Below are 13,274 nucleotides of genomic sequence, written 5' to 3' on the forward strand. Positions count from 1 at the left end.
GTTTTATTTGAAATAGCACAATAGGTTAATTTATGTCCTTTAAATTTTCCTGCCATTGCACATCACATTGTGCTACTGCAGAAAACCAATGCATGTATGATCATGATTATGCACGAGGAGTGTGAGAGAAATAAGAAGATGCCAGATAGTTTCTAACTGTTCCAGCGGATTTTGAAAATAAGGAATATTTGAACAGGAAAATAAGTTCACAATTAATTCACAAAAAAATTAGCACTCACCTCTTGACAGTGCTAATAATATGTGCTATAGTACATGCAGAACAAAGGAAGAGAGAAAGAAATCAAAGGGATGCAAAAAGTCCTGGAGATTTTCAGAATCTCCCAGACAATAGATTTCAGATATTCTGATTGGAGGAATGATTTATGTATATGCCGAGTATTTTTGGAGAGAGTTTATTTGATGATATGTTCCCGTTTGATGACAGCTTCTTTACTTCTAAGAAGAATCCGCTGTATGGAAAGAATGCTTCGAGAGTTATGAAAACTGATATCAAGGAGAATGAAGGTTCCTATGAACTGGACATCGATCTTCCGGGATTCAAGAAAGATGAGATCACCGCAGAACTGAAGGATGGTTATCTGACCGTCAGTGCTGCGAAGGGTCTTGATAAGGACGAGGAAGATAAGAAAGGTCACTATATCCGTCAGGAGCGTTACTCCGGAGCGATGAGCAGAACCTTCTATGTTGGTGAAGATGTAAAGCAGGAAGATATCAAAGCTAAATTTGAAAATGGTATCTTAAGCCTGTCTGTTCCGAAACCGGTTGAGCAGAAGAAGGTTGAAACTTCTAAGCATATTGCAATCGAAGGTTAAGGAAGTGCTGTAGACAGTGAAAGCTGTCTGCGGTGTATGGTATCAATGAAAATAACCTGTAGCTGAAAAGGACCGTTGCCTTTGCAGAGAAATCTGTGGGGCAGCGGTCCTTTTTTGTGTAACAGGAAATTCATGGGAATTCTCTGTTACATAAAAAGGCACTGACGTGCCAAAGATGCGCACTCGCGCGAAGGTGTAGATTGTCGCAAGCGACCGCGCGAGGCGTGAGAATCTGCCAAGGCACATTCTTTTATATAAAAGGTACAACTGCACGTTATTGGTTTATATATCCATTTATGATAGAATAGTAATAGATAAAAAGCATGCATTTATGAGCGGCGTGAGCTATGGTGCTGTAAAAAGATTTGAATTGAGGAACGGAAAGTGTCAGGGAAGAGAGAAATAAACGGGGTTTTTATGATCCCATTCGGACTGGTGGCAGGATTTGCAGACGGGCAGGAGATTCGGATCACGGAGCTTGCGGAACATGGATTTTGTTTTCGGACATTGGATGAGATCCGCGAAGTGAAGAGATTCCGGATCTGTTTTTATGATGGGTTCAACGGGATGAAGACGGGAGATCAGGAGAAGAAAAGCAGGGATCCGTATACGGAAGTTGAGATTCATTCGTTTGAGATGGAAGTGCGTGTGGAAGATGGACTGGGAATTCCGGTATATGTGTATTCGGTATTTGTGGAGCAGGAGAAATACCGGGAATGCGCCGGAAGCCTGATCCTTTGGTATGATAGATTTGTGCGGCTGAAGCTGGAGTGCGAGGACGGGGAGCTTGCAATGGCGCTTACCGGGTATCCGGCCAAAAAGGATGAACAGTTTGCGGAGAATTTCATCGAACAGAAAAAAGAGTGGTTCGGTGAAGGAGAAGACAGGGCGAGGCAGGAAAAGCGGAATACAGGAAGCTATTGCTGCGGTGATTTTACGGAATCAAAAAGGAATGACTTTGAAGATAGAATGACAGTAGAAAAGCGAATAGAAAATCAGTCGGGAATAAGGGAAACTTGCATAGCAGCAGGAGATTTTGAACGCAAAGGACATAAAGAAACGGCATGGAAGAATATCGAAGTTGCTGTGGAATTGGATTGTCCGGAGCTTTATGAGCGGTATTTATCTATGAAATTCCGCGATTTTATGGACTGGTACTGGAACGTGAATGGGGCTAAAGAGCTGGGAAAACGAATGCCGGTTCCAGAGCGGATCTATGTGGGAAATGCCTTCTGCCATCTGCTGTTTCCTGAAAAACGGCAGTTGTTTGAGATCTTTAAAAAGGCAGAGTCGGAAGGTCTGGCTGTGACAGTTACATTTTCATATCTGCGGGAATTTATGCTGAAACCGGTGGAAAACCTGTTGGATGAGCTGGAAGAATGGTGCAGAAACCGGGAGACATTACTGGAGATCGCGGCAAACGACTGGGGTCTGCTGGAGCTTTTGAGAGAGCGGAAGGAATGGAAGGAAGAAAAAGAAGTTCTTGTGCCGTGTATGGGGACTCTGTTAAATAAAAGAAAAAAGGATCCGCGGATGGGATACAAGCAGGGGGAGACAGGATATTTTCGGGAGAACAGCCTGAATGCGGAATTTTACCGGACGTATCTGAGGAACACGTTCGGGATCCGGCGGTACGAGTGGGAGTCCTGCGGGTACAGGCAGAAATTTCCGGAAGGAAAGAACAGCATCCATGTTCCGTTTTATCAGACGAACACCTCCCAGTATTGCACGCTGTATGCTGTATGTAAAAATGGAGAGCGAGGAAAGCAGGAACTTCCGGAATCGTGTCCGGGATATTGCAGAGAGAAAGTCTTTCTGTATCCAAAGCATTTGAAGATGGCGGGGCGGTATAATTCGCTCTTCGCGCTGGATGGGAGTGCAGTTTCCGGAATGATGGATATGGAAATGTGGAAAAAACAGGGAATTGACAGACTTGTGGTGAATCTGCTGTAATGAGGCAGTTTGCACTGTTTAAGCTGCATATAAGGAGAGATACCATGAAAATTATAGCGGGACTTGGGTCTATCGATGAATATGTGCGGTACGTCGAGGCCGGAGCAGATGAGTTTTTCTGCGGATACGTACCTTATGAATGGAATAAAAAATACGGGACGGTGCTGCCGCTAAACCGCCGCGAGGTTCTTGGCATCAACGTGCAGATCGGGGCGGAGAGTGAGCTGAGGATTCTGGCGGCGCTGGTGAGAAAATATGGGAAGCCGGTACATCTGACGTTTAACTCTCTTTATTATACGCCTAAGCAGTATCCGGAAATCGCGGATCTCCTTCGCAGGTGTATGGAGCTTGGATTCTCAAGCTTTATTATTGCGGATCCGGCGCTGCTGATCTACCTGAAAAATAATGGGATCCGCTGTGAGATCCATCTGAGTGGGGAGACGGCAGAGGTAAACAGCCGGATGATAGATGTATTTGACCGCTTGGATGTCAGTCGGCTTATCTTTCACAGGAAGAACAGCTTCGCAGACATGGAGTCGGTGATCCGGCATGAGAAGGAAAAGGGCAGCAGGGGCGTATATGAATTTGAGGCATTTGCACTGAACGAGCTTTGTCAGTTTTCGGGGGCGTTCTGCAATTCCCTGCACTGCGATGAGATGGGGCATCTGTGCCGGGTCCCGTATAAGATAGGAAAAGTTAAAGGAAATAGAGAGAAAAAAGAAGAAGGTTCAGAAACGGAGAAGCTGGTCTCACGGACGGAGAACACAGTGAAAGATGCGAATGATGAACGAAGCGCAGATAAACCGAACGAAGAGTATGAGGAACGAAGATATGATTCCGACGGCTATCTCTGCGGTGAGACAGGATGTGGGCTCTGCGCATTGTATCGGCTGCGAAAGGCCGGAATCACCCATTTAAAGCTTGTGGGGCGCGGAAATTATGTGGACTTTATGGAAAAGGATATCCGGAACCTGAAGACAGCTCTGGATATCCTTGAGCATGTGGATACGGAAGAGGAATATATCAGGGATATGAAGCGAATGTTGTTTCCGTATGGATGCAGTGGGTTGTGTTATTATAGAGAAATGAATCCGGTTACCGGGAAGACCACTTAAATACAGTGCGCAGGAAACCGGATTGGAAGCATATTAACACTCGATGGCTACCTTGATCACACCGTCCATCTTATTTTCAAAGAGGGTGTATGCTTCTTCGATCCTGTCTAACGGGTATGTATGTGTGATAAGTGGTTCCGTATTCAGTCTGCCCTCTGCGATCAGCCGCAGTATTTCCTCACAATTGCAGCCGTCTACACCGCCGGTCTTGAAGGTGAGGTTCTTGCCGTACATATCCGGCAGCGGCAGTGTCTGAGCCTTGTCATAAAGAGCAACGACCGTCACGACCGCATTTGGTCTTGCACATTCCCATGCAAGGCGAAACGTGGATTCGGCTCCTGCGACTTCGAGAACGACATCTGCTCCGCCATGGTCACTGTTGGCACGGACATAATCTGCACAAGCTTCGGGTGATACAGTAAGGATTTCCGGATAGTGCTCATGGATAAAGCGGATCCGGCCTTCGTCTTTTTCACAGACGATGATACGTTTCGGATTCTTCAGCATGACACAGAGCAGCGTACAGATGCCCGTAGGTCCGGCCCCGATGATCAATACCGTATCCTCCTCTTTGATCTCAGAAATACGAGCTGCCCAGAAACCGGTGGCAAGAACATCTCCGACCAGCAAAGCCTGACGGTCTGTAACATGATCTGGGATTTTATTTAACCCCTGATCTGCAAATGGTACGCGAACATATTCTGCCTGTCCGCCATCGATCCGGCATCCGAGAGCCCAGCCGCCATTCTGATCGGTGCAGTTGTTTACATAACCATGCCTGCAGAAAAAACATTCCCCGCAGAAGGTTTCCACGTTTACCGTGACTCTGTCACCGGGTTTCACATTCGTTACGGCGCTGCCGATATCTTCAACAATACCGACCATTTCATGTCCGACGGTTATACCCGGCACAGCGCGGGGGACACTTCCGTGTTTAATGTGCAGGTCACTTGAGCAGATGCTGGCGAGTGTTACCTTTACAATGGCATCCCGTTCATCCATAAGAACAGGCTTTGGTTTTTCCATTAATTCAAATTTTCCCTTGGAAACACATAAGTATACGTCTGCATTTTTTTCCATCACTTTCTTTTTTTATTGATCTGTTGTAACTGTTCAGCAGGTCTGCGCACTCGCTGCGCTGACCGTAATAAAACACAGGCTTGAAGGAAAAAATCCCATCGGCGAAGATGATTTGGAACGGCTTTTTCCATGTGGATCGCGGATGTCTGCTTTCCGGCAGTGTAGATATATTATAACACGAATATGCACGGATAGATACAAAATTCCCTTTCCGGATCCGGAATAATACAATATGGTTATAGAATGAAGGAAACCCAAAGAAAGCCACAGGTGATCGGACAAGGTGTGTCAAAGACCCGAGAATAGATCGTGTTACATTTTTATTGATTTGTTTGTTGACTGATGGTAAAATAATAATAGATAATATATTATATATTTTGAATATAATCATATGATAATAGATAAAATATTATCTAATAAAAGTATAAAAAACGGAATCGAAAGTGGGAAAGATTATGGAAGGTTTTATATGGGAGACAGCGGAAGAACTGGATCTGAAGCTGGCGCAGAGGGTCCGCAATATTAGAAAACGGCGTTCAATCTCGCAGGAGAAGATGGCGTCGATGAGCGGTGTGAGTTATGGTTCTGTTAAAAGATTCGAGTTTACCGGTCAGATATCTTTGTTGTCTCTGACGAAGATCGCAATGGCACTGGATATTGCGGATGAACTCAGGAATATTTTTTCGCAGGTACCATACAGAGACATAAAGGAGGTCATAAATGAAACAAGATAATGCGCTGCAGGTGTATTATGATGAAAAACTTGTGGGGACATTGGCCATGACAGCAAATCGAAAAGCAGCATTTCAGTACACCGATGAATGGCTGGAACATGGATTTTCGATCAGTCCGTTCTCGCTGCCGTTAAAAAAGCAGGTGTTTGTGCCCACAAAGGATTATTTTGGCGGCCTTTATGGCGTGTTTGCGGACAGTCTTCCGGATAATTGGGGAAGATTGCTGCTAAATCGTCTGCTTCGTGAGCATAAACAGGATCCGGATAAACTGACGGTTTTAGACCGACTGGCAATCGTTGGAAAATCAGGAATGGGTGCGTTGACGTATTATCCGGAAAGAAAATTTCCAGAGCAGCGGGATAATCCTGACCTGGATGAACTGGCGCGGGAGTGTCAGAAAATATTGAACACAGAATATACAGACAAACTTGACGAATTGTACCGGCTTGGAGGAACGAGCGGAGGAGCAAGGCCGAAGATCATGACTTCGATTGGAAATGAAGAGTGGATCATAAAATTTCCGGCCCATGTAGATGGAAAAGATGCGGGAAAAATGGAGTATGATTATTCATGCTGTGCCCGGAAATGTGAAATTACGATGAGTGAGACAAAGCTGTTCCCGTCTGGAATCTGTAAAGGCTATTTTGGAACCAGACGGTTTGACAGAGTCCCTGATCAAAATGGGATAAAGCGAGTCCATATGCTGACAGCTGCAGCGCTTCTCGAACTGGACTTTGAACAGCCGAGTCTTGATTACCACAGTCTGATGAAACTTACGAAGATATTGACGAAGGATCATTATGCGGATGTGGAAAGTATGTTTCGAAGAATGTGTTTTAATGTTTTTGCGCATAACAGAGATGACCACTCAAAAAATTTCACCTATTTGTATGATGAAGAAAAAGATCAGTGGAGACTGAGCCCTGCATACGATCTTACTTATAGTAATACGTACTATGGGGAACACACAACGACCGTTGACGGAAATGGAAAAGATCCGGGAAGAAAAGAATTATTAGCTGTTGGCACTACGGCTGGAATGAAGAAGAACCGGTGTATAGAAATTATTGATGAGATCGAGAAGTGTGTGGGAGAGATGCTTGGCGACTACCTATAGAATGCGTTCTACTATGAGCCTGAAAAGTTACAATGTTTCAATGAAATACACAATTAATTCACAAAAAAATTAGCACTCACCTCTTGACAGTGCTAATAATATGTGTTATATTACATGCAGAACAAAGGAAGAGAGAAAAAATCAAAGGATCTCAAGGAGTTCCCAAGATTGGAAAATCTTCTGAAGTTCTTTCCGATAGATGACAAACAAGAAAACAGGAATTCTGATTGGAGGAATGATTTATGTATATGCCGAGTATTTTTGGAGAAAGTTTATTTGATAATATGTTCCCGTTTGATGAGAAGTTCTTTACAGAAAAGAAGGATCCGCTGTATGGTAAGAATGTATCCAGACTGATGAAGACAGATGTCAGAGAGACAGAAAAGACGTATGAGCTTGATATCGATCTTCCGGGATTTAAGAAAGATGAGATCCAGATTGAACTGAAGGATGGTTATCTGACCGTCAGTGCCGAGAAAGGTCTTGATGAGGATGAGGAAGATAAGAAAGGCAAATACATCCGCAAGGAACGTTATGCAGGTGCTCTGAGCAGAACCTTCTATCTTGGCGAGGAGATTCGGGAAGAGGAGATTAAGGCGAAATTCGAAAACGGTATCCTGAGTGTATCGATTCCGAAAGAGGAAGAGAAGAAGGTTGAAGGTCCGAAGCACATTTCCATCGAAGGGTGATCTGACAGCCCCGAGCGGTAACGATACAGAAACGCGTGCGAAGCTGCCACGTATCTGAAAGATTAAGCCGCCCGGCGGATGAAAATTTCGCTGGGCGGTATTACTGACAACAAACACAACAAGTACTTCAGAATTGAAGGGAGGCTTGCGATCATGAATATCAGCAAATTTACACAGAAATCAGTGGAAGCAGTCCAGAACTGCGAGAAGCTGGCTTATGAATATGGAAATCAGCAGATCGACCAGGAACATCTCCTGGTGAGTCTGTTAAAGTTAGATGACAGCCTGATCTTAAAGCTGATCACGAAAATGGGAATCTCCGGTGAGCAGTTTGCGGATGAGGCGGAAGCAGCACTTAAGAAGCTGCCGAAGGTATCCGGAGGCGGACAGGTTTATCTGACCCAGGACCTCAATAAAGTCCTGATCGATGCCGAGGACGAGGCAAAGGCGATGGGAGACGAATATGTTTCCGTCGAGCATCTGTTCTTATGCCTGTTAAAAGAACCGAACAGGGCAATAAAGGAACTGTTCCGCACCTACGGGATTGACCGGAATAAATTCTTACAGGCACTGTCCACGGTCCGCGGCAACCAGAGAGTTACCAGTGATAATCCGGAGGCAACCTACGATACCTTAAATAAGTATGGTTCCGATCTTGTAGAAAAGGCAAGAGACCAGAAGATGGATCCGGTGATCGGCCGTGACGCCGAGATCCGGAACGTGATCCGGATCCTTTCCAGAAAAACGAAAAACAACCCGGTTCTGATCGGTGAACCCGGTGTTGGTAAGACCGCCGTTGTGGAAGGGCTTGCACAGCGTATCGTCCGCGGCGATGTGCCGGAGGGCTTAAAAGATAAGAAATTATTCTCACTGGATATGGGTGCCCTTGTTGCAGGTGCGAAATACCGTGGTGAGTTTGAGGAGCGTTTAAAAGCCGTTCTCGATGAGGTGAGAAAGAGCGAGGGACAGATCATTTTGTTCATCGATGAGCTTCACACCATCGTCGGAGCCGGAAAGACGGAAGGCTCCATGGATGCCGGGAATATGTTAAAGCCGATGCTTGCCCGTGGTGAGTTGCACTGTATCGGTGCGACAACTCTGGATGAGTACCGGAAATATATTGAGAAGGATCCGGCTCTGGAACGTCGTTTCCAGCCGGTTATGGTTGATGAGCCGACGGTCGAGGATACGATTTCGATCCTTCGTGGACTGAAGGACCGTTATGAGGTCTATCACGGCGTAAAGATCACCGATTCTGCGCTTGTAGCAGCGGCAACCCTCTCCAACCGTTATATCAGCGACCGATTCCTTCCGGATAAGGCCATTGACCTCGTGGATGAAGCGTGTGCAATGATCAAGACGGAGCTCGATTCCATGCCGACGGAGCTGGATGAACTTTCCAGAAAGATCATGCAGCTTGAGATCGAGGAGGCAGCTCTCAAGAAAGAAACAGACCATTTAAGTCAGGAACGTCTTGCGGATCTTCAGAAGGAACTTGCGGAGCTCCATGACCAGTTCGCGACTCAGAAGGCCCAGTGGCAGAACGAGAAGGCGACGGTTGATAAGCTTTCCTCCATCCGTGAGGAGATCGAGGCAGTTCACCGCCAGATCCAGGACGCACAGCAGAAGTACGACCTGAATAAGGCAGCAGAGCTCCAGTACGGTAAGCTTCCGCAGCTTGAAAAAGAGCTGAAGGAAGAGGAGGAGAAGGTAAAGAACGCAGATCTGAGTCTTGTCCATGAAAGCGTTACCGAAGATGAGATCGCAAGGATCATCTCCCGCTGGACTGGTATCCCGGTTGCAAAACTCACGGAGAGCGAGAGGAATAAGACCCTTCATCTGGACGATGAGCTTCACAAACGTGTTGTCGGTCAGGATGAGGCAGTCGAGAAGGTTACAGACGCGATCATCCGCTCCAAGGCCGGGATCAAGGATCCGACAAAGCCGATCGGCTCCTTCCTGTTCCTCGGACCTACCGGTGTCGGCAAGACAGAGCTTGCAAAGACGCTTGCGGCAAGTCTGTTTGATGATGAGAACAATATGGTCCGGATCGATATGAGTGAATACATGGAGAAATACTCTGTATCCCGTCTGATCGGAGCGCCGCCAGGATATGTCGGATACGATGAGGGCGGTCAGCTCACAGAGGCAGTCCGCAGAAAACCGTACTGTGTTGTCCTGTTCGATGAGATCGAAAAGGCACATCCGGATGTATTCAATGTCCTGCTCCAGGTTCTTGATGACGGACGTATCACAGACTCCATGGGCAAGACGGTAGACTTTAAGAACACGATCATCATCCTCACCTCCAACATTGGTTCCCAGTATCTGCTTGACGGCATCGATGAGAACGGTGAGATCAAGCCGGAAGCAAAGTCAGAAGTCATGAACGATCTTCGTGCACACTTCCGTCCGGAGTTCCTGAACCGTCTTGATGAGACGATCCTCTTCAAGCCGCTTACAAAGAACAACATCGGAAGCATCATCGATCTGCTTGTTGCCGATATCAACAAGCGTCTGGCGGATAAAGAGCTTGTGGTTGCACTTTCCGATTCTGCAAAGCAGTTTATCGTGGACAACGGTTATGATCCGGTATACGGCGCAAGACCGCTTAAAAGATATCTGCAGAAGAATGTGGAGACTCTGGCAGCCCGCCTGATCCTGTCGGATGGTGTCCATACCGGAGATACGATCAAGATCGACGTGGTCGACGGAAAGCTCAACGCGTCCGCGGAGAGAGGAACAAAAGAATAATCAGAAAACCGGATTCCGGGCGGGGGCTTTGAAGGCAGCCTGGGATCTGGATAAAAGAAAACTTCATCCTTGGAGTTTTTCAGACCGGTATCACAGCCTGAAAAACTTCCGAAGATGAAGTTTTTTAGTGTGTTTCTCCTCCAATCACTTTGATATCCTGTTCATATTCAACAGCGGCCTTCACCGCCGCTTCCAATGCAGCCGTAATATCCGCAATGGCCATAGACGGGGTCGCCGGTTTATTGACAACCTGGGAAACGGCATACGGAACGTGGATAAAGCCGCCGCGTACATTTGGAAATTCCTTTTGGATATAATATAAAATTCCGTACATGACATGGTTGCAGATATAAGTTCCTGCGGTATTGGAGAGGGTAGAAGGATAACCGGCATTTCGGATCTCCTGAACCATCGCCTTCACCGGAAGATTGGAGAAATAAGCGGCATCTCCATCTGCAAAGATTGGTTCATCGATGGGCTGGTTTCCTTCGTTATCCGGGATCCTTGCATCTGTTACATTGATCGCAACACGCTCCGGAGTCACGCCGAACCGTCCGCCGGCCTGGCCGATGCTGATGACGATATCCGGGCGGAGCTCCATCATCTTTTCATGGACCTTCGCAATGGATTTATTGACAACGGTCGGGATCTGCAGCTTCGTGATCTTTGCTCCGGCGATCTCGTCTTTCATGGCTTTTACGGCTTCCCATGCCGGATTAATCGGCTCTCCGCCGAAGGGGTCGAACCCGGTGATCAGTACGTTCATGTAAATTCCTCACTTTCTTTACAGCCGCCTCTGCAACGCGGGGGATTTTCGGGCTGGAAAATTCATACCCGTGATATTAACGGCATATTTTCTCAGGAGACTTATTTGACAAACAGAGTCTCCGACGTTATGATAGATAAGGATATTATACAGGAAAATAAAAGAATTCGCAAACACAATTCCTGTACACGGACAGGGATTTTCTAATGCGCACTCGCGCAAAGATGCAGACTGTCGCAAGCGACCGCGCGAGGCGCGAGAATGTGCCAAGGCACATTCTTTTTAATATAAAATCTCGTACGGTACAGAGACGCAAAAACAGATAGAAAAGAGGAAAAATTATGTTTCGCAGAATCGGAAAAAATGATCCATGCTGGTGTGGAAGCGGGAAGCCATATTGTGAGTGCCATATGACATTTGACCAGAAGATCAGTCGTGCCCGCTTTGCAGGCCACGAGGTTCCGTCCCACAAGATCATCAAGACACCGGCACAGATCGAGGGGATCCGTGAGAGCGGAAAACTGAATGTGGCGGTCCTTGACTATGTGGCGGAGCACATCAAGGCGGGAATTACCACGGAGGAGATCGATCAGTGGGTATACGACTTTACGACAAAACATGGCGGGATTCCTGCACCGTTAAATTATGAGGGATTCCCAAAGAGCGTGTGCACCTCCATCAATGATCAGGTATGCCACGGAATTCCGTCCAAGGATGTTGTCTTAAAAGACGGTGATATCATCAACGTGGATGTCTCCACGATCCTTCACGGATATTTCTCTGATTCGTCCAGAATGTTCCTCATCGGCAATGTGGACCCGGAGAAGGAAAAACTTGTCCGCGTCACGAACGAAGCTGTGGAAAAGGGTCTCGAGCAGGTAAAACCGTGGGGATTCTTAGGAGATATGGGGCAGGCTGTCCATGACTACGCGAAGAAGAATGGTTACACCATTGTCGAGGAAGTCGGCGGTCACGGTGTCGGCCTTGAGTTCCATGAGGATCCGTTTGTAAGCTATGTGACAAGACGGGGCGAGGAGATGCTTATGGCACCGGGGATGATCTTTACCATCGAGCCGATGATCAACATGGGCCGCCCGGATATCTTTGTGGATGACAGCAACGGCTGGACGATCTATACCGATGACAGGCTTCCGTCCGCCCAGAGGGAAATCATGGTACTCGTGACAGAGACCGGACATGAGGTCCTTGCGTGGTAGAAAAACAGGGAGAAAAACCGTTACTGTTTGCGCAAGGCGTAAACAGTGACGAAAAACCTGATGGAAAATAGGAAAAATCCTTGAATAGTATCTGAAAATTCGGTATAATATAGTCAAATAACAGTAAACGTGAGATTTGAATAAGGAGGATCGTGTATGGAGTTAAAGTATGACAAAATTCAGACGACCGGTACAGATACCCCGTTAAAAATCGTAAAGGGACATTTTGCAACGAATCATGCCCACACGAATTACTATTTTGACCTGACGACGGTAAAGAGCCGTCTGAGTGAGGCTGGAGGAATTGCCCAGGCACTCGTACATATGTATCTGTACGATATGATCGTTGATACGATCGTATGCATGGAAGGGACCGAGGTGATTGGAACCCTTCTTGCGCAGGAGCTGACAAAAGGCGGTTTCATGTCGAAGAACGCCCACAAGACGATCTACGTTATCAAACCGGAGTTCAACAGCAACAGCCAGATCGTGTTTAAGGACAATTACCGCGCAATGATCAATGGAAAGAATGTGCTGATCCTCACCGCGACCGTGACAACGGGCTTGACGATCAACAAGGCGATCGAGGGTGTCCAGTACTATGGGGGAATTATTCAGGGGATCTCCGCAGTATTCAGCGCACTTGAGAATGTCAACGGAATTCCGATCAAGTCGGTATTCGGATTAAAAGATGTTCCGGATTACCAGTACAGCGACTACAGAAACTGCCCGTTATGTAAGGAAGGAAAGAAACTGGATGCGCTGATCAATCCGTATGGATATTCAAAACTGTAAAAATAATTTGAAATAGGAGCAGCTCTGCAGACCGGGGAAATCCCGGTGCCTGCAGAGCTTTTTCTTTTAACTGGGAATTCCGATGAATTCCCAGTTAAACAAAAAGGCACTGACGAGCCAGCGATGTTACATAACTCTGGTTCATACAAGCTATAAAAAGAAACTACTTGCAATTTCTGACAAAGTGCTTATAATAAAACATAGCAACATTGCTGAAAGGC

11 protein-coding genes are annotated in these 13,274 nt (G+C 46.6%); 9 read left to right on the top strand and 2 right to left on the bottom strand.

Annotated features, from left to right (window positions below):
• The first annotated feature begins 383 nt into the window (after positions 1-383).
• The 3 genes from DXA87_RS14730 to DXA87_RS14740 all read left to right on the top strand — a co-directional run bounded on the left by DXA87_RS14730 (position 384) and on the right by DXA87_RS14740 (position 3,901).
• Positions 384-833 carry an Hsp20/alpha crystallin family protein gene (locus tag DXA87_RS14730; RefSeq protein WP_117485221.1) on the top strand — a complete coding sequence of 150 codons (450 nt, stop codon included), beginning with the start codon at positions 384-386 and terminating at the stop codon, positions 831-833.
• Between the two features lie 417 nt (positions 834-1,250).
• Positions 1,251-2,786 carry a hypothetical protein gene (locus DXA87_RS14735; RefSeq protein ID WP_117485223.1) on the top strand — a complete coding sequence of 512 codons (1,536 nt, stop codon included), beginning with the start codon at positions 1,251-1,253 and terminating at the stop codon, positions 2,784-2,786.
• Positions 2,787-2,830: 44 nt separating this feature from the next.
• Positions 2,831-3,901, top strand: a complete 1,071-nt coding sequence (locus DXA87_RS14740; RefSeq protein WP_117485225.1) for a U32 family peptidase — start codon at positions 2,831-2,833, stop codon at positions 3,899-3,901.
• A gap of 33 nt (positions 3,902-3,934) precedes the next feature.
• On the opposite strand, the gene DXA87_RS14745 is transcribed toward DXA87_RS14740, so the two are convergent.
• Positions 3,935-4,927 (bottom strand): alcohol dehydrogenase, encoded by a 993-nt coding sequence (locus DXA87_RS14745; protein ID WP_199537940.1) that lies wholly within the window; start codon positions 4,925-4,927, stop codon positions 3,935-3,937.
• Between the two features lie 497 nt (positions 4,928-5,424).
• Between DXA87_RS14745 and DXA87_RS14750 the strand changes: the two genes are divergently transcribed.
• The 4 genes from DXA87_RS14750 (at position 5,425) to clpB (ending at position 10,275) form a co-directional block, all read left to right on the top strand.
• A complete protein-coding gene (locus DXA87_RS14750) occupies positions 5,425-5,715 on the top strand; it encodes a helix-turn-helix transcriptional regulator (RefSeq protein ID WP_348982242.1) in 291 nt (96 codons plus the stop codon).
• A complete protein-coding gene (locus tag DXA87_RS14755; protein WP_117485231.1) occupies positions 5,702-6,832 on the top strand; it encodes a type II toxin-antitoxin system HipA family toxin in 1,131 nt (376 codons plus the stop codon). Before DXA87_RS14750 ends, DXA87_RS14755 begins: the two co-directional genes overlap by 14 nt.
• 242 nt (positions 6,833-7,074) lie before the next feature.
• On the top strand, positions 7,075-7,521 hold the full coding sequence (locus tag DXA87_RS14760) for an Hsp20/alpha crystallin family protein (protein WP_117471284.1): 447 nt from the start codon (positions 7,075-7,077) through the stop codon (positions 7,519-7,521).
• Positions 7,522-7,674: 153 nt separating this feature from the next.
• The gene (gene clpB, locus DXA87_RS14765) at positions 7,675-10,275 is read left to right on the top strand and encodes an ATP-dependent chaperone ClpB (RefSeq protein WP_117505153.1); all 2,601 of its coding nucleotides are present in this window, start codon (positions 7,675-7,677) and stop codon (positions 10,273-10,275) included.
• A gap of 124 nt (positions 10,276-10,399) precedes the next feature.
• Here the strand turns inward: clpB and pcp are convergent, their stop codons facing one another.
• Positions 10,400-11,041 carry a pyroglutamyl-peptidase I gene (pcp, locus tag DXA87_RS14770; protein ID WP_117471286.1) on the bottom strand — a complete coding sequence of 214 codons (642 nt, stop codon included), beginning with the start codon at positions 11,039-11,041 and terminating at the stop codon, positions 10,400-10,402.
• A gap of 341 nt (positions 11,042-11,382) precedes the next feature.
• Between pcp and DXA87_RS14775 the strand changes: the two genes are divergently transcribed.
• Complete coding sequence (locus DXA87_RS14775) at positions 11,383-12,258, top strand: methionyl aminopeptidase (protein WP_117505155.1); 876 nt, start codon at positions 11,383-11,385, stop codon at positions 12,256-12,258.
• 156 nt (positions 12,259-12,414) lie between these two features.
• Entirely contained in the window at positions 12,415-13,053 is a 639-nt protein-coding gene (locus DXA87_RS14780; RefSeq protein WP_015555111.1) for a hypothetical protein, read from the top strand.
• The last annotated feature ends 221 nt before the right edge of the window (positions 13,054-13,274 follow it).

It is taken from the genome of Desulfotomaculum sp. OF05-3 (genome assembly GCF_003435535.1).
GTDB lineage: Bacteria > Bacillota > Clostridia > Lachnospirales > Lachnospiraceae > Pilosibacter > Pilosibacter fragilis.

Coding starts and splice junctions, on each gene's coding strand:
- DXA87_RS14730 (WP_117485221.1), top strand. CDS start 384: ATGTATATGCCGAGTATTTTTGGAGAGAGTTTATTTGATGATATGTTC.
- DXA87_RS14735 (WP_117485223.1), top strand. CDS start 1,251: ATGATCCCATTCGGACTGGTGGCAGGATTTGCAGACGGGCAGGAGATT.
- DXA87_RS14740 (WP_117485225.1), top strand. CDS start 2,831: ATGAAAATTATAGCGGGACTTGGGTCTATCGATGAATATGTGCGGTAC.
- DXA87_RS14745 (WP_199537940.1), bottom strand. CDS start 4,927: ATGGAAAAACCAAAGCCTGTTCTTATGGATGAACGGGATGCCATTGTA.
- DXA87_RS14755 (WP_117485231.1), top strand. CDS start 5,702: ATGAAACAAGATAATGCGCTGCAGGTGTATTATGATGAAAAACTTGTG.
- DXA87_RS14760 (WP_117471284.1), top strand. CDS start 7,075: ATGTATATGCCGAGTATTTTTGGAGAAAGTTTATTTGATAATATGTTC.
- clpB (WP_117505153.1), top strand. CDS start 7,675: ATGAATATCAGCAAATTTACACAGAAATCAGTGGAAGCAGTCCAGAAC.
- pcp (WP_117471286.1), bottom strand. CDS start 11,041: ATGAACGTACTGATCACCGGGTTCGACCCCTTCGGCGGAGAGCCGATT.
- DXA87_RS14775 (WP_117505155.1), top strand. CDS start 11,383: ATGTTTCGCAGAATCGGAAAAAATGATCCATGCTGGTGTGGAAGCGGG.
- DXA87_RS14780 (WP_015555111.1), top strand. CDS start 12,415: ATGGAGTTAAAGTATGACAAAATTCAGACGACCGGTACAGATACCCCG.